Origin of the sequence: Streptomyces sp. NPDC047706 (assembly GCF_043204795.1) — a bacterium.
Lineage (GTDB): Bacteria > Actinomycetota > Actinomycetes > Streptomycetales > Streptomycetaceae > Streptomyces.
In genome coordinates this window covers 68474-89029 of record NZ_JBIDCW010000032.1, presented here as the reverse complement: position 1 = coordinate 89029, position 20556 = coordinate 68474, and the positions used below count along the sequence as shown (strand labels likewise).

At 72.9% G+C, this 20556-nt stretch carries 20 protein-coding genes and 1 pseudogene; 5 read left to right on the top strand and 16 right to left on the bottom strand.

Annotation, left to right across the window (positions count from 1 at the left end):
* The 3 genes from ACGF8A_RS30335 to ACGF8A_RS30325 all read right to left on the bottom strand — a co-directional run.
* Positions 1 to 1260, bottom strand: a 1260-nt coding sequence (locus ACGF8A_RS30335) for an ROK family transcriptional regulator (RefSeq protein ID WP_393113425.1), incomplete at its 3' end; no start/stop codon positions are given.
* Positions 1261 to 1359: 99 nt separating this feature from the next.
* On the bottom strand, positions 1360 to 2022 hold the full coding sequence (locus ACGF8A_RS30330; protein WP_393113424.1) for a response regulator: 663 nt from the start codon (positions 2020 to 2022) through the stop codon (positions 1360 to 1362).
* 14 nt (positions 2023 to 2036) lie between these two features.
* Entirely contained in the window at positions 2037 to 3188 is a 1152-nt protein-coding gene (locus ACGF8A_RS30325; RefSeq protein WP_393113422.1) for a sensor histidine kinase, read from the bottom strand.
* Positions 3189 to 3305: 117 nt separating this feature from the next.
* Between ACGF8A_RS30325 and ACGF8A_RS30320 the strand changes: the two are divergent.
* From ACGF8A_RS30320 to ACGF8A_RS30310, 3 genes and pseudogenes are all read left to right on the top strand, one after another.
* Positions 3306 to 4225 (top strand): annotated as a pseudogene (locus ACGF8A_RS30320) (ATP-binding cassette domain-containing protein).
* A gap of 2 nt (positions 4226 to 4227) precedes the next feature.
* Positions 4228 to 4953 (top strand): ABC transporter permease, encoded by a 726-nt coding sequence (locus ACGF8A_RS30315; protein ID WP_393113420.1) that lies wholly within the window; start codon positions 4228 to 4230, stop codon positions 4951 to 4953.
* Between the two features lie 40 nt (positions 4954 to 4993).
* Positions 4994 to 5425, top strand: coding sequence for a hypothetical protein (locus ACGF8A_RS30310; protein ID WP_393113419.1), 432 nt, complete (start codon positions 4994 to 4996; stop codon positions 5423 to 5425).
* 26 nt (positions 5426 to 5451) lie between these two features.
* Here the strand turns inward: ACGF8A_RS30310 and mug are convergent, their stop codons facing one another.
* The 9 genes from mug to ACGF8A_RS30265 all read right to left on the bottom strand — a co-directional run bounded on the left by mug (position 5452) and on the right by ACGF8A_RS30265 (position 15396).
* Positions 5452 to 6009: a G/U mismatch-specific DNA glycosylase gene (gene mug, locus ACGF8A_RS30305; RefSeq protein ID WP_393113429.1), complete on the bottom strand. Its 558-nt coding sequence runs from the start codon at positions 6007 to 6009 to the stop codon at positions 5452 to 5454.
* Complete coding sequence (purB, locus tag ACGF8A_RS30300; protein ID WP_393113418.1) at positions 6006 to 7448, bottom strand: adenylosuccinate lyase; 1443 nt, start codon at positions 7446 to 7448, stop codon at positions 6006 to 6008. Before purB ends, mug begins: the two co-directional genes overlap by 4 nt.
* Before the next feature lie 73 nt (positions 7449 to 7521).
* Complete coding sequence (locus ACGF8A_RS30295) at positions 7522 to 7653, bottom strand: hypothetical protein (RefSeq protein WP_393113417.1); 132 nt, start codon at positions 7651 to 7653, stop codon at positions 7522 to 7524.
* Between the two features lie 16 nt (positions 7654 to 7669).
* Positions 7670 to 8455, bottom strand: a complete 786-nt coding sequence (locus ACGF8A_RS30290; protein WP_393113416.1) for an SGNH/GDSL hydrolase family protein — start codon at positions 8453 to 8455, stop codon at positions 7670 to 7672.
* 72 nt (positions 8456 to 8527) lie between these two features.
* Positions 8528 to 9541 carry a hemolysin family protein gene (locus ACGF8A_RS30285; RefSeq protein WP_393113415.1) on the bottom strand — a complete coding sequence of 338 codons (1014 nt, stop codon included), beginning with the start codon at positions 9539 to 9541 and terminating at the stop codon, positions 8528 to 8530.
* Entirely contained in the window at positions 9538 to 10875 is a 1338-nt protein-coding gene (locus tag ACGF8A_RS30280; RefSeq protein ID WP_393113413.1) for a hemolysin family protein, read from the bottom strand. The genes ACGF8A_RS30285 and ACGF8A_RS30280 overlap by 4 nt, the downstream gene beginning before the upstream one ends.
* Before the next feature lie 155 nt (positions 10876 to 11030).
* The gene (locus ACGF8A_RS30275; RefSeq protein ID WP_393113411.1) at positions 11031 to 11459 is read right to left on the bottom strand and encodes a GNAT family N-acetyltransferase; all 429 of its coding nucleotides are present in this window, start codon (positions 11457 to 11459) and stop codon (positions 11031 to 11033) included.
* Positions 11460 to 12011: 552 nt separating this feature from the next.
* Positions 12012 to 14579: an ABC transporter permease gene (locus tag ACGF8A_RS30270; RefSeq protein ID WP_393113410.1), complete on the bottom strand. Its 2568-nt coding sequence runs from the start codon at positions 14577 to 14579 to the stop codon at positions 12012 to 12014.
* A 4-nt stretch (positions 14580 to 14583) separates the two neighbouring features.
* The gene (locus ACGF8A_RS30265) at positions 14584 to 15396 is read right to left on the bottom strand and encodes an ABC transporter ATP-binding protein (protein WP_393113409.1); all 813 of its coding nucleotides are present in this window, start codon (positions 15394 to 15396) and stop codon (positions 14584 to 14586) included.
* 223 nt (positions 15397 to 15619) lie between these two features.
* On the opposite strand from ACGF8A_RS30265, the gene ACGF8A_RS30260 reads away from it, so the two are divergent.
* Together ACGF8A_RS30260 and ACGF8A_RS30255 are read left to right on the top strand one after the other, a co-directional pair.
* On the top strand, positions 15620 to 15901 hold the full coding sequence (locus tag ACGF8A_RS30260; RefSeq protein WP_393113408.1) for a toxin-antitoxin system HicB family antitoxin: 282 nt from the start codon (positions 15620 to 15622) through the stop codon (positions 15899 to 15901).
* A 4-nt stretch (positions 15902 to 15905) separates the two neighbouring features.
* A complete protein-coding gene (locus tag ACGF8A_RS30255) occupies positions 15906 to 16280 on the top strand; it encodes a fic family toxin-antitoxin system, toxin component (RefSeq protein WP_393113407.1) in 375 nt (124 codons plus the stop codon).
* 9 nt (positions 16281 to 16289) lie between these two features.
* Here ACGF8A_RS30255 and ACGF8A_RS30250 read toward each other — a convergent pair whose 3' ends face one another.
* From ACGF8A_RS30250 to bioB, 4 genes are all read right to left on the bottom strand, one after another.
* Positions 16290 to 16970: a class I SAM-dependent methyltransferase gene (locus tag ACGF8A_RS30250; protein ID WP_393113406.1), complete on the bottom strand. Its 681-nt coding sequence runs from the start codon at positions 16968 to 16970 to the stop codon at positions 16290 to 16292.
* A 320-nt stretch (positions 16971 to 17290) separates the two neighbouring features.
* Entirely contained in the window at positions 17291 to 18019 is a 729-nt protein-coding gene (gene bioD, locus ACGF8A_RS30245; protein ID WP_393113405.1) for a dethiobiotin synthase, read from the bottom strand.
* Between the two features lies 1 nt (position 18020).
* Positions 18021 to 19301: an adenosylmethionine--8-amino-7-oxononanoate transaminase gene (locus ACGF8A_RS30240; RefSeq protein WP_393113404.1), complete on the bottom strand. Its 1281-nt coding sequence runs from the start codon at positions 19299 to 19301 to the stop codon at positions 18021 to 18023.
* Positions 19294 to 20514 (bottom strand): biotin synthase BioB, encoded by a 1221-nt coding sequence (bioB, locus tag ACGF8A_RS30235; protein WP_393113402.1) that lies wholly within the window; start codon positions 20512 to 20514, stop codon positions 19294 to 19296. The genes ACGF8A_RS30240 and bioB overlap by 8 nt, the downstream gene beginning before the upstream one ends.
* Between the last annotated feature and the right edge of the window lie 42 nt (positions 20515 to 20556).

Below are 20556 nucleotides of genomic sequence, written 5' to 3'. Positions count from 1 at the left end.
GCGCCCGGGGTGTTTGTTGTGGGGGCGCCGGGGGGGGCGCGGGGGGGGGCGGGGGCGCCCCGGGGGGGGGGGGGGGGGGTGGGGGGGGGGGGGGCCGCCCCCCCCCCCCCGCGCCGTCACCGTGCCCTCGACCGCGAACAACTGCTCCTCCACGTGGTCCAGGGCCAGCCGCAGCGCCCCGGTCGCCACGGCCGCCTCACCCAGCAGCGACAGCGTGACCTTCGGCGGCCGCAGGCAGTAACGCGCCAGTTCCCGCCGCAGCGGTTCCAGTACGCCGTCCAGCCCCGCCGCCCAGCCGCCGATGACGACGAGCTCCGGGTCGAGGGCCAGCGCGAGCGCGGCCACGTCGTGCACGAGCCGCTGGATGAACCGGTCGACGGCGGCCGTCGCCCGCTGATCGCCCTCGCGGGCCTGTGCGAACACCTTGGCGACCGCCTGCTCGTCCAGCGGATGCAGGGGCTCGTCCGTCGTGGACAGCAGCGTCTCCGGCGTCGCCTCCCGGCCGAGCAGATGCAGCGCGCCGATCTCACCCGCCGCCCCGCCGTATCCCCGGTGCAGCCGCCCGCCGATCAGCGCGCCCGCGCCGGGGCTCAGCCCCGCCAGCACGAACACCACGTCGTCGGAGTCGGTGGCCGACCCCTTCCAGTGCTCGGCGACCGCCGCCGCGTTGGCGTCGTTCTCCACCAGCACCGGGCACTTGAATGAGCGGCCCAGCCGTTCCCCCAGCCGCAGCCCCGTCCAGCCGGGCAGCGCCGTGCCCAGCCGTACGGTCCCGTCGGCCTCGACGATTCCCGGCGTCGCCACCCCCACCGCCCGCAGCGAGCCCCGCGCGACACCGGCCCGGCGCAGCAACTCGGCGACGGCGGTGCGCAGCCGCTCCAGCCGTTCGTCGGCGTGCGCGGTCTCGTCGATGTCCTTGGCCTGCGCCCCGACGATCCGTCCGTCCAGGTCCGCGAGCAGCGCGGCGACCCGGTGCGGCCCGATCTCCAGACCCAGCAGGTGCCCTGCCTCGGCACGGAACCGGAACCGCCGCGCCGGTCGCCCCTGGCGCCGTGCGGCACCTTCCTCCGCCGCCGTCTCCACCACGAGACCGGCCTCGATCAGGCCCTCGACGACACCCTCGACGGTCGGCCGGGACAAGCCGGTCACCCGGGTGATCTCCGTCAGCGTCGCGCAGTCCGTGGCACGCAGCGCGTGCAGCACCACCGCGGAATTGATCCTTCGCAGCAGCGAGGGATCCCCGCCGGTCAGCTGCCCCAACGTCCGTCCTCCCAGCTCGTGCGCGTGTTGGCCGGATCGTACTCGGCACCGGCGGACAGCGGCGAGTGCCGGAGCCCCCCAATCCGCCGGCGGGTGTCCTCAGCCGGGCGAGACGAAGCCCGACTCGTACGCCGTGATCACCGCCTGCGTGCGATCCCGCGCCCCGAGCTTCGCCAGCACGGCGCTGACATGCGACTTCACCGTCTCCGTTCCGACGACCAGCTGCCCGGCGATCTCCGCGTTGGACAGTCCGCGGGTCATCAGCCTCAGCACCTCCGCCTCCCGCTCGGTCAGCCGCGCCCGCTCCAGCGCCGCCCGCGCCGCCAGGTTCCCGCCGCTGTCGCCGTACTCCGCGGCCAGTTGCCGTACCGACGCAGGGAAGAGCAGCGAGTCGCCCTCGGCGACCAGGCGCACCGCGTGCACGATCTCGGCCGGCCGGGCCCGCTTCAGCAGGAACCCGGCGGCCCCCGCGCGCAGCGCCGCATAGACGTACTCGTCGTTCTCGAACGTGGTCACCACGAGGATCTTCGGCGGCTCGTCGACCGTCCGCAGCACCGCGCGCGTGGCCTCGATGCCGTCCATCAGCGGCATCCGTACGTCCATGGCGACCACGTCCGGCCGCAACTGCCGCACCAGCGGGATCACCGCCGCCCCGTCGGCCGCCTCGCCGACGACCTCGATGCCGGGCTGTGCCTCCAGCACGGCCCGCAGACCCGCCCGTACGAGAGGTTCGTCGTCGACAAGGAGAACGCTGAGCGGCATCCGGCCAGCGTAGATCAGCGCAGCGGCAGCTCCGCACGCACCTGCCAGTCACCCTCGGCCGGACCCGTGCGGGCCCGCCCGCCGAGCAGCGCCGCGCGCTCGCGTATGCCTCGCAGGCCGCTGCCCTGCCCCGGGCCCGGCGGCGCGGCCGGCAGCGGGTTGCGGACGTCGAGGGCCAGGGTGCCCCGCGACACCTCGATCCGCACGCGGACCGGCACGGCTCCCGCGTGCCGCAGGACGTTGGTCAGCGACTCCTGAAGGATGCGGTACCCCTCACGCGAGACGGGTCCCGGGACGGCATCGACAGCGCCCGTCACCTCGGCGTCGACCTTCGCCCCCGACGCCCGCGCCGACTCCAGCAGCCGCTCGGCGTCCACGAGCGTGGGGCGGGAACTCACCGGGCGCTCCGCCTCACGCAGGACGCCCAGCACCCGCTCCAGGTCCGTGAGTGCGGCCCGCCCGGTCTCCTCGATGGCGTCCAGCGCCCGCTCGGTGAAGGCCGGATCACCAGCCGCCCGCGCCGCGCCCGCCTGCACCACCGCGACGGTCAGCGCGTGGCCGATCGAGTCGTGCAACTCGCGCGCGATGCGCGTGCGTTCGAGAAGCTGCTCGGTGCGCTCCTCCAGCGCGGCGAGCTGTTCGGCCGCGGAGGGGCCGAGGAGACGGCGCGCGACCGCCGTGATCACGTGGCCGAGGCCGAGCACCGTCGCATACAGCGCGATCAGTGGCAGCGGCGCCAGGACGCCGTACAGCCACGGGGGATCGAGGTGCCACAGCAGAGGGTTGTCGTCGTGCTGCGGATGCCCGAGCGCCGTCGACACCAGGTCGACGGAGGTGACGGGCAGCCAGACCGTCGCGTACACGGCCGCGGCGCCGAGGACCAGCCGGATCTCCAGCCACAGCACCGTGCGCCACCGGTCCCGCCAGGTCGGCGAATGAGCCGTGGAGATCCCCGAGTCCCGCTCATCTGGCGGCAGCAGCAGCAACTGCGCCTGCACGCCCTCGCCCATCCGCACGGCCGGGATCAGCCCGACGGGAACCACCAGCAGCGCGGGCACCCACGGCCTCGACATGTCGATGAAGAGCCACACGCTCACCAGGAACATGGGCACCCACAGGTGCAGCAGGCGTGTGTACGTCGTCCCCCGCAGCAAGGGGCGCAGCAATCGGCCCGTTTCGCCATCGTGCCAGTCACCACTGACACCGCACCTCCCCCGGGCGGGGGAGACGATCTCCACGGGCGGGGGAGGAGGACGGCCCCACCCACCGGCCAGGCTGGCGCCATGACCAGCATCCACGTCCAGGACCTCACCAAGGAGTACGGCTCCCGACGCGCCGTCGACCACCTCACCTTCACCGTCGAGCCGGGCCGCGTCACCGGCTTCCTCGGCCCCAACGGCGCCGGAAAGTCCACGGCCATGCGGCTCGTCCTCGGCCTCGGCCGGCCCACCTCGGGTACCGCAACGGTCGGTGGCCGCCCCTACATGTCCTACCCCGAGCCCCTGCGCCAGGTGGGCGCCCTGCTCGACGCCGGTGCCGCGCACGGGTCCCGCACCGGTCGCGACCATCTGCGCACGCTGGCGGCGGCCAACCGTCTTCCGGTGCGCCGCGTGGACGAGGTGCTGGAGGAGACGGGGCTCGCCCCGGTCGCACGCCGCCGTGTGAAGACGTACTCCCTGGGCATGCGTCAGCGCCTCGGCATCGCGGGGGCCCTGCTCGGCGACCCGGCCGTGATCATGCTCGACGAGCCGTCGAACGGCCTCGACCCCGAAGGCATCGTCTGGATCGCGGCCTGCTGCGCCGTCTCGCCGACGAGGGACGGACGGTGCTGGTCTCCAGCCATCTGGTGAACGAGACGGCGTCGTTCGCCGACCACCTGGTCGTCCTCGGACGTGGCAGGCTGCTCGCGGACATGCCCCTGCGGCAGTTCATCGACGCGCGCGTGCGACCCGGGGTCCGGGTGCGCACCTCGGATCCGGCCGCGCTGAAGGACGTGCTCGCCCGGCACGGCTACGCGTGCGCCGAGACCGAGGGCGGAGCGTGGAGCGTCGGCCACGCGCGCGTGGAGGACATCGGCCGCCTGGCCTCCGAGGCGCGGGTGCCCCTCCTCGAACTCGCCACCGACGGAGGCACGCTGGAGCAGGCCTACCTCGACCTGACCGCGACCGAGACCGAGTTCACCGCCCAAGCCCGGGAGGCCTGACCATGCCCTTCATTCCCGTCCTGCAGGCCGAGTGGCTGAAGATCCGTACGCTCCGCTCGTTGTACAGCACGCTGTTCGCGCTGTGCGCCGTGTCCACGGTGTTCTCCGCGCTGGCCGGCATCCCCGGCACGCCGGACCCGGAGTTCGACCCGCTCTCCCACGCGTTGTCGGGGCTCCTGCTCGGCCAGATCGCCGCCATCGCCTTCGGCGCCATGGCCGTCGCCGCGGAATACCAGGAGGGCGCGCTCCGTATCGCGCTTGCCGCAGCACCGCGGCGAAGTCGCTGGCTCGCGGCCAAGCTGACGGCAATCGCCCTGCCGACACTGCTCGTCGGGCTGCTCACGACCGCAGCGTCACTCGCCGCGGGGCGGAGCGCCATGGGCGACGCCGCCGCCGGGCTGACTGCCGGTGAGCAGGTACGCGGCGTGGCCGGCGGCGGGGTCTACCTCATGCTGATGGCGCTGTTCGCCGCCGGACTCACCGCCCTGCTGCACAGCGGCACCGCCGCGCTCGGCATCCTCGTCCCGTTCATCCTGATCGTGTCGTTCGTGATCGGTGACGCGGCAGGCGGGGCGGTGGAGTTCATGCCGGACCGAGCCGGCCGAATCGTCCTGCACGAGACATGGGACGGCACCCTCGGACCGTGGACCGGGCTGGCGGTGACCGCCGTGTGGACGGTGGTGGCGCTGGCGGCGGGCGCGTGGAGCCTACGGCGGCGGGACGCCTGACACGCCGCCATATGTCAGTGGTGCCAGGTTTACTGGGGACATGAACATCGCGCGGTGCCTGGACACGATTGACCGGCTGTGCTCCCGCCCCTTCCCGGCGGAGCACGGTTGGTCGGACGTCGGCCGAGGCGGACCGGGCTACTTCGTCGCGGAGTGGGGAGCCGCGGATCCCGACTGCGTGCAGGGGGAGCGCACGGCCGACGACGTCGAAGCCTTCAGGGAGGGAATCGCCCAGCTGCTCGACGAACGATGGGGAGCGACCCCGCCGTGGGGCATGCTCACCCTCCGGGTGCGCGGCGAGCGGGGTGAGGAGATACCGGAGCCCTGGGCGAGCATCAGCGCCCAGGCGGACGACCTGCGGATATGGGAGGCGCCCGGCACGGGCCGGTGGATCGCGCTCGGAGTAGCCCACGCCGCCGGCACGGCAGGGGCCCGCCTGGTGGCCGTCGTGACGGAGGTGGAACCCGAGTGACGGGCCGCCGATCGCGGTGCGGGCTCTCAGCGGGCGTGCTGGTTCTCCGAGGCCATCCGCAGCCGTGCGAACTCCTCCGCCATCGTCCCGGCCGTCCAATGCGCGTTCAGCCCGGAGGGGTTGGGCAGCACCCACACCCGGGTGTCCCCGATCGTCCGGACCTGTGGCCCCACCTGCGCCCCACGGTCGTCGAAGGCGGCCCGGTACGCGGTGATCCCCACCACCGCCAGCCAGCGCGGCCGCAGCCGCGCCACCTTCAGCGTCAGCAGCCGCCCGCCCTCGCGGTACTCCTCGGCGCTCAACTCGTCGGCACGGGCCGTGGCCCGCGCCACCACGTTCGTGATGCCGAGTCCGTACGACGGCAACTCACCCTGCTCGGACGGCTTCAGCAGCCGTGGCGTGAAGCCGGAGAGGTGCAGCACCGGCCAGAAGCGGTTGCCCGGGCGGGCGAAGTGGTGGCCCGTCGCCGCGGTCATCAGACCGGGATTGATGCCGCAGAACAGCACGCGCAGGCCGTCCGCGACCACATCGGGGACGAGCCGGTCGCGGGCGGCCTCGAGTTCCTGGGGGGTGAAGCGCGTCAGAGGATCGCTCCCGGCGTGTAGCCCGCGGCCCCGGGGCGCTGCTTGACGATCTCCTCGATCCGGCCGACAACGGTTCCGACCTGGTCGGCGGCGGCACCGGTGAAGGACAGCTTGTCGGCCATCAGCTCGTCGAGCCCGGCCCGGTCGAGCGGAATGCGCCCGTCGGCGGCGAGCTTGTCGAGCAGCTCGTTGCGCTCGGCGCCCTGCTCACGCATCGCGAGGGCGCACGCCACGGCGTTCTCCTTGATCGCCTCGTGCGCGACCTCGCGGCCGACACCCGCCCGCACCGACGCCATGAGCACCTTGGTCGTGGCCAGGAAGGGCAGGTAGCGATCCAGTTCACGCGCCACGACCGCGGGGAACGCGCCGAACTCGTCCAGCACCGTCAGGAACGTCTCCAGCAGCCCGTCCAGCGCGAAGAACGCGTCCGGCAGCGCGACCCGGCGCACCACCGAGCAGGACACGTCACCCTCGTTCCACTGGTCGCCCGCCAGCTCCCCGGTCATCGAGGCGTAGCCGCGCAGGATCACCATCAGGCCGTTCACGCGCTCGCAGGACCGCGTGTTCATCTTGTGCGGCATCGCGGAGGAACCGACCTGGCCCGGCTTGAAGCCCTCGGTCACCAGCTCGTGCCCGGCCATCAGCCGGATCGTCTTCGCCAGCGACGAGGGGGCGGCGGCCAGTTGCACGAGCGCGGTCACGACCTCGTAGTCCAGCGAGCGCGGGTACACCTGGCCGACCGAGGTGAACGCCTGCGAGAAGCCCAGGTGCTGAGCGATCCGCTGCTCCAGCTCGGCCAGCTTCGAGGCGTCCCCGCCCAGCAGGTCAAGCATGTCCTGCGCCGTGCCGACCGGGCCCTTGATGCCGCGCAGCGGGTAGCGGCCCAGCAGTTCCTCGACGCGGCCGTACGCGACGAGCAGCTCGTCGGCGGCGGTCGCGAAACGCTTGCCCAGGGTGGTGGCCTGCGCGGCGACGTTGTGCGAGCGGCCGGCCACGACCAGCTCGGCGTACTCCCCGGCGAGCTGGCCGAGCCGTGCCAGGACGGCCACCGTGCGGTCGCGTACCAGCTCCAGCGAGAGCCGGATCTGCAGCTGCTCGACGTTCTCGGTGAGGTCGCGGGACGTCATGCCCTTGTGTACGTGCTCGTGCCCCGCGAGGTCGTTGAACTCCTCGATCCGCGCCTTCACGTCGTGCCGCGTGACCTTCTCGCGCTCGGCGATCGAGGCCAGGTCGACGGTGTCCAGGACGCGCTCGTAGTCGGCGATCGCCGCGTCCGGCACCTCGATGCCGAGGTCCTTCTGGGCCCGCAGCACGGCGAGCCAGAGCTGCCGCTCCAGCTTCACCTTCTGCTCGGGCGACCAGAGCGTGGCGAGCTCGGCGGAGGCGTAGCGTCCGGCGAGGACGTTGGGGATGCGGGGCTTGGCGGGCGCAGAAGTCACGTAACCGGATTCTACTGGCGGTTTGTGCAGGCCGGCGCCACGGGTGGGTTCGTCGGAACCTACGAGACGATCGTCAGCCGGCCGCGTCGGCCCGTTCGGCCGGTACGTCCGCGGGGCACGGCTCCGGCGCACGCCGGCGGGCGAGCGTCCGTCCACGCGGCTCCGGGACCAGGCCGAGCAGCTCCGGACCCTCCCCAGCAGTCATCCGCGTGGTCCCGCGCCTACGCCAGGTCCTCGTACGGCAGCAGGTCGGGACGCTTGGGCGGGAGGCCGTCCCCGGAGGAGCGTCCGGTGAGCCGGCGTCCTATCCACGGCAGCAGGTACTGCCGGGTGAACCGGAGGTCCGCGGCCCGCCGCGTCACCCACCCGGGCGGCGGTGCGGCCGCCATCGGCACCTGCCAGTCCGGGTCCTCGGCCTCGTGCCCGAGCCCCTGCCAGACCGCCTCCGCGACGCGGCGGTGCCCCTCGGCCGTCAGGTGCAGCCGGTCCACGTCCCACAGGCGCGGGTCGCCGAGCGAGGCCGCGCCGTACAGGTCGACCACCACCGCGCCGTGCCGCGCGGCCAGCTCGTCGACGCAGGCGAACAGTTCCTCCATCCGAGGCCGGAACCGCTGAAGCACCGGGCCCTGGCGCCCCGGGCTGCGCATCAGCACCAGCTGCTTGCAGGCCGGGGCCAGCCGCTCCACGGCCTCCTCCAGCAGTCCGCGCACCCGCCCCATGTCGCACTTGGGCCGCAGGGTGTCGTTGAGCCCGCCGACGAGGGTGATCACATCGGCGCCCATCGCGGCCGCCACGGGCACCTGCTCGTCGACGATCTGCCCGATCAGCTTGCCGCGCACGGCCAGGTTGGCGTACCGGAAGCCGGGCGTGCGGACGGCCATCCGGGCCGCGAGCAGATCGGCCCAGCCCCGGTAGGTGCCGTCGGGGAGCAGGTCCGACATGCCCTCGGTGAAGGAGTCGCCGACCGCGACGAGGCTGCTGTACGTGGGTGAGGGGTTCGTCTCCATGGCGTCGGAGATGGTATCCCGAGGCGCATACCCGGCGGTCGGTCACCTCCCGGGACCGCGTGCGCCTCGGCCTCACGCCCACTGCCCGAACAGCTCCCGCAGTACGTCCTCCATGGTCACCAGCCCCGCCAGCCGACCGTCGGAGCCCAGCACGGCCGCCACGTGCGTACGGCTGCCCCGCATCGCGGTCAGGACGTCGTCCAGCGGCGTGGTCTCCCGCACGCGCGCGATGGGCCGCATGTCCCGCAACCGGAACGGCACGTCCCGCGGGGAGGCGTCCAGCGCGTCCTTCACATGCAGATAGCCGACGATCCGGCGCCCCTCGTCCACCACCGGGAAACGCGAGAACCCGGTCCGGGCCGACAGCCCCTCCAGCTCCTCCGGGGTGACCCCCATGCGCGCGTACACGACGCGCTCCAGCGGAAGCACGACGTCGCGCACGGGCCGGCGCCCCAGCTCGAGGGCGTCGTGCAGCCGCTCCTGCGCCCGGTCGTCGAGCAGCCCCGCCGCGCCGGAGTCCTTGACCATCCGGGCCAGCTCGGCATCCGAGAAGGTCGCCGTGACCTCGTCCTTCGTCTCGATCCGCAGCAGCTTCAGCAGTCCGTTCGCGAAGGCGTTGATCGTGAAGATCACCGGGCGCAGCGCCCGGGACAGCGCCACCAGCGGCGGGCCGAGGAGCAGCGCGCTGCGCACCGGCTCGGCGAGCGCGATGTTCTTCGGCACCATCTCGCCGAGCAGCATGTGCAGATACGTGGCAAGCGTCAGGGCGATCACGAAGGAAACCGCGTGTCCGGCACCGCTCGGCACACCCGCCGCGTGGAACACCGGTTCGAGCAGATGTGCGATCGCCGGTTCCGCGACGACACCGAGGACCAGGGTGCACAGCGTGATGCCGAGCTGCGCGGCCGCCATCAGCGCGGACACGTGCTGCAGCCCCCACAGCACGCTCTTGGCGCGCCGGTCGCCCTGCTCGGCGTACGGCTCGATCTGGGAGCGGCGCACGGAGATCAGCGCGAACTCGGCGCCCACGAAGAAGGCGTTCACCACCAGCGTCGCCAGACCGATCAGCAGCTGTACGACGGTCATGCCCGCGCCCCCTTCTCGTCCGTCTCGTCGTCGAGCGGCGCGTGCAGCAGCACGCGCGCGGCCCGGCGTCCCCCGGCGTCCAGCACGTCCAGCCGCCATCCGGCGATCTCGACGCTGTCGCCGACGGCGGGGATACGGCCCAGCTCCGCCGCGACGAGGCCGGCGAGCGTCTCGTACGGCCCCTCCGGCGGCCGCAGGCCGACGCGCGCGAGCTGGTCCATGCGGGCGGCGCCGTCCGCCGAGTACAGGGCGTGGCCGTCCTCGTCGGCGCCGACCGGGGCGAGGTCGGGCGTCTCGTGCGGGTCGTGTTCGTCGCGCACCTCGCCGACGACCTCCTCGACGATGTCCTCCAGGGTCGCCACGCCCGCCGTACCGCCGTACTCGTCGATGACCACGGCCATCGTGCGTTTGCCGGACAGCCGGTCGAGAAGCCGGTCCACCGTCAGCGACTCGGGGACGAGCAGCGGTTCGCGCATCATGTCGGCGACCCGCACCCGGGGCCGGCGCTCCGCGGGCACGGTCAGGATGTCCTTGATGTGGGCGGTGCCCACGACCGAGTCGAGACTGCCGCGGTAGACCGGGAAGCGGGAAAGGCCCGTGGCGCGGGTCGCGTTCGCCACGTCCTCGCAGGTCGCCTGCGCGTCCAGGGCGACGACCTGCACGCGCGGCGTCATCACGTTCTGCGCGGAGAGGCCGGCGAGGTTCAGGGTCCGGACGAACAGTTCGGCGGTGTCCGGCTCCAGGGCGCCCTCCCGGGCCGAGTGCCGGGCCAGCGCGGCCAGCTCCTGCGGCCCGCGCGCGGAGGCCAGCTCCTCCGCCGGTTCGATGCCGAGGCGGCGCACCATGCGGTTCGCGGTGTTGTTGAGGTGGGTGATGAACGGCCGGAAGATCGCGCTGAACCAGCGTTGGGCGTTGCCCACCCGCCGGGCCACGGCCAGCGGCGAGGAGATCGCCCAGTTCTTGGGCACCAGCTCGCCCACCACCATCAGGAACACCGTCGACAGGGCCGTGCCCAGCACCAGCGCGATCGACGACGCCATGGACGAGGAGACGCCCATGCCGCGCAGCGGCCCCGCGATGAGCCGGGCGATGGACGGCTCGGCGAGCATCCCGACCACCAGGTTGGTGACGGTGATGCCGAGCTGGGCGCCGGAGAGCTGGAAGGTGAGGTTCCGTACGGCCTTGAGGGCGCCGGCGGCGCCGCGGTCGCCGCGCTCCACGGCTCGTTCCAGGTCGCCGCGCTCGACCGTGGTCAGGGAGAACTCGGCGGCGACGAAGGCACCACAGGCGAGCGACAGCAGGATCGCCACGAACAGGAGGAGCACTTCGGTCATCGGGTCACCTCCGTCCCATGATCCGGCAGGGCGGTGAGGATCGCGCGATGTCTGGCACGGGGAGGCTCGCCCATGGGCGGACGCTCACACCTTTCACGTATGCCGGTTCCGGCAGAACCGAGTGGCCATTTCAGGGTAGAAGATCGGCAAGGACGTCAGAAGCCGGTCAGCGGCTTCACCCAGCGCCGCCATTGTTCCTCCGACGAGTACCCCGCCGCCCGCCACGCGCGCTGCCCGGTCTCGTTCCGGGTCAGCACCATCGCGTCCGCGCGGCGGCCGCCGAGGCGTGCGAAACGTTCCTCCGCGGCGGTCAGCAGCGCGCCGCCGATGCCCTGGCGTCGGTGCGCCGGATGCACGGCGAGACGGTAGAGGTGGCAGCGCCAGCCGTCGAAGCCCGCGATGACCGTGCCGACCGGTCCGCCCGCCCGCTCGGCCAGGATCAGCGCCCCGGGATCGCGGTCGACCAGCCGCTCCACGCCGTCACGGTCGTCGCTGATGCTGGTGCCTTCGGCCGCGGTCTTCCAGAAGGCCAGCACATCGTCCAGGTCGTCGGGCGTCGCGGCCCGGATCCGGGGGTCGGTCATCGCCCGATCCCATCACCGCCGGGGACCGCACCGCCCCTGAATTCCAGCATGCGGACAGGCACCACAGCGGCCCGCCGCCCGGCCGACGGCTCACCGCCACACCTGGCACGCCGGGCGGGCCCGAGTGGCCGGACCGGTGCGGTCGGGCGTGCGGTACGGCCATGGCCTCCTGTGATCGCGCCGTGCCGGCTGGTTGACCACCCACGGGTGCTTGGCCGCGCCCGCCGGTGCTCGGGGTGATGGCCGCGCCCGCCGCGCCGGGCGCCCTGTGGGCTTTGCGCCGGTGCTCGTGTGTGATGGCTGGGGTCGCGGGCTGCGACTGCTTCCCACCGGTGCTCGGTGCTCGGTGCGATGGCCGCGCCCGCCGGGGCCCCGTGCCTTGCTGGGGCCCTCGGTGCTCGTGTGCGGGATGGCCGCGCCCGTCGCGTCGCGCGTGCCCGGGGGCCACCGCCGGTGCTCGCTTGTGAGGGCGGCCGTGCGCGTGGCGTGGTCGGCCACCCCCGGTCGGTCGTACGCCCGTCCCGCGTGGCTCCGCTGGTCGGCGTGCCGCTCTCACTCGTGTGCGATCGCCGCCAGTACGTTCATCCGCGACGCGCGCAGTGCCGGCAGCAGCGCGGCCACGACTCCGACCACGGCGGAGCCGATCACGACCGCGACGACGGTGCCCCAGGGGATCGCCAGCGCGGTCATGCCCTCCAGCGCCAGCACCTGCTGGGTGCACAGGCCCCAGACCAGCCCCAGCGCCAGCCCGAGCACTGCGCCGAACACCGCGATCACGACCGACTCCAGCCGGATCATCCGTCGCAGTTGCCGCCGGGCGAGCCCGATCGCCCGCAGCAGTCCGATCTCCCGCGTGCGCTCCACGACGGACAGGGCAAGGGTGTTGACCACGCCCAGCACGGCGATGACGATGGCCAGCCCGAGCAGGGCGTACACCAGGTACAGCAGGACCGCGATCTGGTCGTTGACGAGTTGCTTGTAGTCGGCCAGGTCCCGCACCTGCACCTGCGGATACGCCTCCAGCGTGCCCTCCAGGCTGTCGCGCAGGTCGTCCGCGGCCGTGCCGGGCGCGCCGTTGACGTACAGCGCGGAGTCCTGTGCGCCCGGCGCGTACCGCTCCAGTGCGGTGAGGCCGAAGTAGATCCCGCCCCGCATGCCGAAGCCCTCGGAGGACTCCTGGTCGGTCAGCGCGCCGACGGTCAGTTCGGCTTCCCGGCCGCCCTGGAATTCGACGGGCACCGTGCTGCCGACCCTCAGACCGTGCTCGCGCGCGAAGTCCCGGTCCATCGCCATCCGCCCGGGGGCCAGCGCGGCGGCGCTGTCGCCCTGCGCGTAGGTGACGTTGGCGACCTCGTCGAGCCTGGGGTCGTATCCGGCCGCCGTCGTCTCGATCCGGCCGCCGTCGGGAAGGGTCACCGCGATCGGCGCGAACCGCGAGCGCACGACCAGGCCGACGCCCTCCGTCCCGCGCACCCGCTCGGTGACCTCCTGCGGGAAGGGCACGAAGTTGGCGTTCTGGAGCACGAAGTCCGCGCCCAGCGTCTGGTCGATCTGCTCGTCGAACGACTTCGTCATCGACGCGCTCGCCACCGACATCCCGCCGACCAGGGCGAGCCCCACCATGAGCGCGGCCGCGGTGGCACCCGTACGACGGGGATTGCGCAGCGCGTTGCGCTGGCTCATCCGCCCGATCGAACCGAACAGCGCCGGGAACCACCCGCCCAGCACCCGGATCACCGGCCGCACCAGCAGCGGTCCCGCGATCACGGTCGCGACCAGCGTCAGGACGACGCCGAGGCCCAGCAGCGAGGCAGCCGACCCGATGTCGGACGACACCACGCAGCCCACCAGTGCGGCCGCGCCTGCCACCCCGACGACCGTGCCCACGATCGCACGCATCCTGAGCGGCCGTCCCACCCCGGCGACCTCGGCGTCCGCGAGCGCCGCCATCGGCGACACGGAGGCGGCGCGGCGGGCCGGGAGGTACGCGGCGACGAAGGTGACCCCGACACCGACGACGTACGCCGTCACCGGGGTCGCCCACCCGACGACCATCTCGGTGGATTTGATGTTCATGCCGAGCAGGCCCATCAGTTCGATCAGCCCGGCGGCAAGACCGATACCGGCGGCCAGACCCAGTGTCGAGCCCACCAGGCCGAGCAGCACCGCCTCGGTGAGCACCGACCGGCGGACCTGGCGACGGTCGGCGCCCAGCGCCCGCAGCAGGCCCAGTTCTCGGGTGCGCTGCGCGATCAGCATGGAGAAGGTGTTGACGATCAGGAACACGCCCACCAGCACGGCGATCCCGGCGAAGCCGAGCATCACGTACTTGATGACGTCGAGGAAGCCGCCGAGCTGTTCGACGTCCGACTGGGCCTTCTCGCCCGCGGTACGGACGTCGTAGCGGCCGGTGCCGAGTGCGTTCTCCACGCGTTCTTCGAGCATCTCGTCGCTGACGCCCGGCGCCGCGTCCACGGTGACGGCGGTGGCGCCCGCCGGGTCGCCGAGGAACTTGGTCTGCGCGGTCGGCGTGTCCACGAACAGCAGCGCGGCGCCGGGGTTGGTGGTGGTGAAGGTGACGAGACCGACCACCTCGACCTTGAACGAGCCGGGTGCTGCGATCACGTTCAGGGTGTCCCCGAGGCCCACGCCGCTGCGCTCGGCGGTCTCGGAGTCGATCAGTGCCTCGTCCGGCCCGCGGGGCACATGACCCGAGGTCAGCTCCACGGGGCTGCGGTCGGTCGGGTTCCAGTTGTTGCCGAGCGTGGGGGCACCGCTCGTCGGACTCACCGACTCGTTGCGGTCGTCGACGACGGTGATGTTCTGGACCTCGACCTCGGCGCGGGCGGCGGCCACGCCGTCGACCTGGGCGATCCGCTCGGCGAGTGCGGCCGGCAGGGTCGCCGTGGCGCCGGACGGCACAGCCTCGGCGAGGTTCTGCCTGGGGCTGACGGTGACATCGGCCGCGGTCGACGCGAAGAGCCGGTCGAACGTGCGGCTGACGGTGTCGGAGAAGATCAGGCTGCCCGCGACGAACGCGACGGACAGCAGTACGGCCAGCGCGGAGAGGAGCAGCCGCCCCTTGTGGGCGAGGAAGCTTCTGAGCGTCGCCTTGAGCACCGGTTCATTCTCCCTGGGCGTGTGTGCCGTCGTCGTGCTGACGGCGGATCACGTCGAAGCGCTTCATGCGTTCCAGCACCGCCTCGGCCGTCGGCCGCTCCATCTCGTCGACGATCCGTCCGTCGCCGAGGAACAGCACGAGGTCGGAGTGGGCGGCGGCGCCCGGGTCGTGGGTGACCATGACGACGGTCTGCCCGAGTCCGTCCACGGCCTCCCGCAGGAAGGCGAGGACCTCCAGACCCGCGCGCGAGTCGAGGTTGCCGGTCGGCTCGTCGGCGAAGATCAGCTCCGGCCGGGAGGCGAGGGCGCGGGCGCAGGCGACGCGCTGCTGCTGACCGCCGGACAGCTGCGACGGGCGGTGCCCCAGCCGGTCCCGCAGTCCAAGGGTGTCGACGACCTGGTCCAGCCACTTCTGGTCGGGCCTCTGGCCCGCGATGTCCATGGGCAGGGTGATGTTCTCGAGCGCGTTCAGCGTCGGGATCAGGTTGAACGACTGGAACATGAACCCGATCCGGTCCCGGCGCAGCCGGGTGAGCTCACGCTCCTTCAGCCCGGTGATCTCGGTGTCGCCGAGCCACACCTGACCCGCCGAGACGGTGTCGAGCCCGGCCAGGCAGTGCATGAGCGTGGACTTGCCGGAGCCCGAGGGGCCCATCACGGCGGTGAAGCGCCCGCGCGTGATGTCGACGTCCACCGAGTCGAGGGCGAGCACCGTCGTCTCGCCCGAGCCGTACGCCTTGGTCAGGCCCCGGGTGCGGGCGGCGACCCCGCCGGACGAGGCGTGCTCGGGGGCGTGCTTCGCGGCAGGTGTGGACAAGGGTGCCTCCTAGGTCGCTCCTCGCGCGTGGACGTCCCGGGTACCGCACGGACGGCTTCCCAGCTTGGGCAGACAGTAGTGTGACGCGCGGCACAGGCGGTATCCCCCGGAGGTCCCGGGTGTTCTCCTGCCGAGGTCGTGCCCGTGGTGCGCGTGTAAGGGGCACGGAAAATGGCCGCAAGGTTCCCTTGCCGTGCTAGCGCATGGGCGCTAGCTTCGAGGTATGGCCAAGACCCAGCTGAACGTCCGCGTCGACGAGGACACCGCACGCGCGGCACGCGAACGCGCCCTCGCGCGCGGGATGAGCGTCAACCGCTACATCGAGGAACTGGTGAAGCAGGACACCGGCGAGGTCGGCCACACCTTCGTGGAGGCGGCCGCCGACTTCATGAAGCAGTACGAGTCGGTCTTCGCCGAGGAGTTCGGCACCGACCGCGAGGGCCGCGTGGGCGGAAGCCATGTGACGGCAGGCCGTGACGGCCGCGCGAGCGAAGGTCGCCGCTGATCCGTTGAGCGACCTCACCATCGACCTCGCCTGGCTCCTGATGCTCGCGGAACAGAAGACGCCGGGGGACCCTCAGGTCACCGACTGGGGAGCCCTGGTCGCCGCCGTCGCGCGCCACCAGGCCGAGATCTTCGACATCCCCGTCTACGACACCCCGCACACCCGCGCCGCGGCGCTGCTCCAGCTGCTGATCCACGTGCCGGCGCTGGAGCGTTCCAACGCCCTGTTCGCCTCCGCCGTGGCGTACGCCTATCTCGTCGCGAGCGGCGCCAAGGTCGTCACCTCGCCCGAGCAGGTGCGTGATCTGGCCCGGCTGGTCAAGAGCGGCGAGGCGTCGGTGCACGACATCGCGCGCGAGCTGCGCCAGTGGAGCCTGTGAGGAACCCGCCTACTGCGGCGGCCGCCAAGCCGTGCCCAGCACGCAGAACGACGTGGGCAGCACCGGCCCCCGCTCCGGCATCAGCAGCCGCCGGTACGGGCCGAGTTCGAACCCGGCGTCCCGGATCGCGCCCAGCGGATCCCGGGACAGATGGCAGCCGCCGCTCAGCGGCGGCCACAGCGTCCGGTCCAGCGCGCGCTGCGTGAAGCCCATGGCGCGGCCGCCGCCCCGCCCGTGCTCGAAGAAGCGCACCTGGCCGCCCGGCCGCAGCACTCGCCGTACCTCGCCGAGGGCGCGCGGCACGTCCCGCACGCTGCACAGGACCAGCGACAGCACCACCGCGTCGAAGCCCTCGCTCTTGACCGGCAGCGCCTCCGCGGCGCCCGGCACCACGTCGACGGGCACCTCGGCGCGCAGGGCGGCCTCCACCGCCAGCTTGCGCAGACCGCGCTCCGGTTCGATGGCGACGACCTCCGCGACGGTGCCCGGATAGTGCGCGAAGTTCAGGCCGTTGCCCGCGCCGATCTCGATCACCCGCCCGGACAGCCCGGCGAGCAGCCGGTCCCGTACCCCGCCCATGCCCATCCGGGTCTCGGCGGCCACACTGACGCGGGCGTAGTAGCGGGCGAACAGCGGGTGGTGCACGGCATCCCGCGCCACCTTGCCGGTGCGGGCGGACCGAAGCGGCATGGAAACCTCCCGGGCAGGACGGGCCATACCGGGATTGTCCCCCGCAAGCGCCCGTTGCACCCCCACCGGCAAGTCGCGGGTACCTCGCTGGACGTGGCGCAGCCGCCGACGCCGGGCGCCTCACCCCACGGACGCCGTCGACTGCACCCGCTGAGGCTTGGCCCCCGGCACATGGCGCCTCGACGGCGCAGCCGCCCTCGTTACCGCGTCGTACGGGCCCCGGCGGCTGACGTCACCCTCGTACGCCGCCCTGGCCCGGTGGACTCACCGCCACCCGCGCGCGGTGGGGGAGAAGTCCCCGGGCCGTTGCCCGCCAGGGTTCACCGGAACGACCGCGGCCCCTCGCGTACCCGGAACGCCTCCGCGTCCCATGTGCCGTCCAGCCGCGGCGCCAGCCACCCCGGTGCCTTCTTCCGAAAGGTCTCCGGGGCCGCTGCCCCCGCCCCCGCCGGCAGCGCTCCCAGCAGGGGCGCGCCCGCCACCTCCGGCAGGTCCGCCAGATTGCAGCGTGCGGCCAGATCCGGCTCGGCGGGCCAGCTGCCGATCACCACTCCCGCCAGGTCGAGCCCCCGGGTGCGGATTTCACGCGCCGTCAGCTCGGTGGTGTTCAGCGTCCCCAACCCGGCCGCGGTCACCACGAGGACGGGCGCCGCGAGCAACCCGGCCGCGTCCGCCAGCGTCCCGCCCGCCGGGTCGAACCGCACCAGCAGCCCGCCCGCGCCCTCCACCAGCACCAGATCGTGCTCGGTGGCCAGCTTGGCGGCGGCCTCGGCGATCTCGTGCGGATGGACCGGCGCCCGCCCGGCCCGCCGGGCCGCGGTGCCGGGCGCCAACGGCTCGGGGTAGCGTGCGAGTTCGCCGGCCGCGACGGGGCCCGCCAGCCGCGCGACCTCCTCGGCGTCCCCGCGCTCGTCGGGCCGTACGCCCGTCTGAGCGGCTTTCAGGACGGCGACCGAACGCCCCGCGGCCAGCGCGGACGCGGCGACCGCCGCCGTGGTGACGGTCTTGCCGACCTCCGTGCCCGTCCCCGTGATCACCAGGATCGCCATGTCATCCCTCCCGCGCGGCCGCGCACACCGCGTGCCCGATCTGTGCCAGGTCGGCGTCACGGGTGATGTACGGCGGCATGGTGTAGACGAGGTCGCGGAACGGCCGCAGCCACACGCCCTCGCGCACGGCCGCGCGCGTCGCCGCCGCCATGTCCACCCCGTGGTCGAGCTGGACGACGCCGATGGCGCCCTGGACCCGGACCTCGCGTACGCCCGGAAGCTCCGTGGCCGGCGCCAGCCCCTCCCGCAGTCCCGCCTCGATCCGCTTGACCTCCGTGCGCCAGTCCTGCCCGAGCAGCAGCTCGATCGAGGCGCAGGCCACCGCCGCCGCCAGCGGATTGCCCATGAACGTCGGCCCGTGCGCGAGCACCGGCACCTCGCCCCGCGAGATGCCCTCGGCCACCCGCGCCGTGCACAGTGTCGCCGCCATGGTCAGGTATCCGCCGGTCAGCGCCTTGCCCACGCACATCACGTCGGGCGTGACATCCGCGTGCCGGGCCGCGAAGAGTTCACCTGTCCGGCCGAAGCCGGTCGCGATCTCGTCGAACACCAGCAGCACGTCGTGCGCGTCGCACGCCTCGCGCAGTACCCGCAGATACGCGGGGGAGTGGAACCGCATGCCGCCCGCACCCTGCACCACCGGCTCCACGACGACGGCGGCCAGTTCGCCGGCGTGCCGCTCGATCGCGGCGCGCAGATGTTCCGCGTACGACTCCTCGTACGTGGCCGGCGGCGCGTCGGCGAAGACCTGACGCGGCAGCACCCCGGTCCACAGCTCGTGCATGCCCCCCTCGGGGTCGCACACCGACATCGGCTGCCAGGTGTCGCCGTGGTAGCCGCCCCGCCAGGTGAACAGGCGGTGCTTCTGCGGCCGGCCGAGCGATCGCCAGTACTGCAGGCACATCTTGACCGCGACCTCGACCGACACCGACCCGGAGTCGGCGAGGAACACATGCTCCAGACCCTCGGGTGACATGTCGACAAGGAGCTTCGCGAGCCGTACCGCCGGCTCGTGCGTGAGCCCCCCGAACATCACGTGGCTCATCCGCGACAACTGCTCGCGCACGGCCTCGTTCAGCACCGGGTGGTTGTAGCCGTGGATCGCCGACCACCAGGACGACATGCCGTCGATCAGCTCGCCCGAGCCGTCCGCGAGCCGCAGCCGGACCCCGCTCGCCGACTCCACGACGAGCGGTTCCTGCCGGCCGGGCATGGGGCCGTACGGATGCCAGACGTGCCGCCGGTCGAGGTCCAGCAGCTCCGGCAGGGGCAGGTCAGGCATTGGGCGCGAGGTCCGTTCCGGCACCCCGGCGGCGCACCGCGACCAGGTCCGTACGCGGCTCGGCGGCCTGCGCGGCAGGTGCGGAACCGCAGACTCCGCCCCCCTCGTGAGACCCGCACCCGGCGTCCCCGCGGGACCCGCACCCGACGTCCTCATGAGATCCGCAGCCCTCGCCCTGCCCGCTGTCCCGCGACCCGCACCCGCCGCCCACGCGGTGCTCGGGCAGCGTCACCTGATCGGCGCCCTCCACCTCGAACCCGGCGTCGGCGATCATCTCCAGGTCTGCCTTGCCCGCCTGGCCCTCGCTGGTGAGGTAGTCGCCGAGGAAGACGGAGTTGGCCAGATGCAGGGCCAGGGGCTGCATGGTGCGCAGATGCACCTCCCGGCCGCCCGCGATGCGCACCTCGACGTCGGGGCAGACGAACCGCACCATCGCGAGGATCCGCAGACAGCGCTGCGGGGTGAGGTGCCATTCCCTGGCGAGCGGCGTGCCCTCGAACGGGATCAGGAAGTTGACCGGTACCGAGTCCGGGTCCAGCTCACGCAGCGCGAAGACGACGTCGACCAGGTCCTCGTCCGACTCGCCCATGCCCGCGATCAGCCCGGAGCAGGCCGACAGCCCGGCCGCGTGCGCCTTCTGCACGGTGTCGACGCGGTCGGCGTAGGTGTGGGTGGTCGTGATGTCCGCGTACGTTCCCTCGGACGTGTTGAGGTTGTGGTTGTAGGCATCCGCGCCGGCCTCGCGCAGCCGTTCCGCCTGGCCGGCGGAGAGCAGGCCGAGGCAGGCGCACACCTCGACGCCCTCGTTCTGCTCCTTGATGGTCCTGATCGTCTCGGAGACCCGGTCGACGTCCCGGTCCGTCGGTCCACGTCCGCTGGCGACCAGGCAGACCCGCTTGGCGCCGCCCGCGAGCCCCGCGGCGGCGGCCTCGGAGGCCTCGCCGGGCTTCAGCCAGGTGTACTTCAGGATCCCGGCCTTGGAGCCGAGCCGTTGGGAGCAGTACGAGCAGTCCTCGGGGCACAGGCCCGACTTGAGGTTGACGAGGTAGTTGAGCTTCACCCGTCGGCCGAACCAGTGGCGGCGCACCTTCCCGGCCGCGGCCACCACATCGAGTACGTCGTCGTCGGAAGTGGCGAGGACGGCCAGTGCTTCCTCGCGGGTCGGCGTCTCGCGCCGAAGCCCCTTGTCCACCAGCGTGTTCAGCAGGTCCATGCAGTGATCCTGTCCTAATCCACCGCTTCCGGCCAAGAGGAG

Coding starts and splice junctions, on each gene's coding strand:
- ACGF8A_RS30280 (WP_393113413.1), bottom strand. CDS start 10,875: ATGACCGAAGTGCTCCTCCTGTTCGTGGCGATCCTGCTGTCGCTCGCC.
- ACGF8A_RS30250 (WP_393113406.1), bottom strand. CDS start 16,970: ATGCCGCTTCGGTCCGCCCGCACCGGCAAGGTGGCGCGGGATGCCGTG.
- ACGF8A_RS30260 (WP_393113408.1), top strand. CDS start 15,620: ATGGCCAAGACCCAGCTGAACGTCCGCGTCGACGAGGACACCGCACGC.
- ACGF8A_RS30290 (WP_393113416.1), bottom strand. CDS start 8,455: ATGGAGACGAACCCCTCACCCACGTACAGCAGCCTCGTCGCGGTCGGC.
- ACGF8A_RS30315 (WP_393113420.1), top strand. CDS start 4,228: ATGCCCTTCATTCCCGTCCTGCAGGCCGAGTGGCTGAAGATCCGTACG.
- bioB (WP_393113402.1), bottom strand. CDS start 20,514: ATGGACCTGCTGAACACGCTGGTGGACAAGGGGCTTCGGCGCGAGACG.
- ACGF8A_RS30295 (WP_393113417.1), bottom strand. CDS start 7,653: ATGACTGCTGGGGAGGGTCCGGAGCTGCTCGGCCTGGTCCCGGAGCCG.
- ACGF8A_RS30275 (WP_393113411.1), bottom strand. CDS start 11,459: ATGACCGACCCCCGGATCCGGGCCGCGACGCCCGACGACCTGGACGAT.
- ACGF8A_RS30285 (WP_393113415.1), bottom strand. CDS start 9,541: ATGACCGTCGTACAGCTGCTGATCGGTCTGGCGACGCTGGTGGTGAAC.
- ACGF8A_RS30310 (WP_393113419.1), top strand. CDS start 4,994: ATGAACATCGCGCGGTGCCTGGACACGATTGACCGGCTGTGCTCCCGC.
- bioD (WP_393113405.1), bottom strand. CDS start 18,019: ATGGCGATCCTGGTGATCACGGGGACGGGCACGGAGGTCGGCAAGACC.
- ACGF8A_RS30240 (WP_393113404.1), bottom strand. CDS start 19,301: ATGCCTGACCTGCCCCTGCCGGAGCTGCTGGACCTCGACCGGCGGCAC.
- ACGF8A_RS30330 (WP_393113424.1), bottom strand. CDS start 2,022: ATGCCGCTCAGCGTTCTCCTTGTCGACGACGAACCTCTCGTACGGGCG.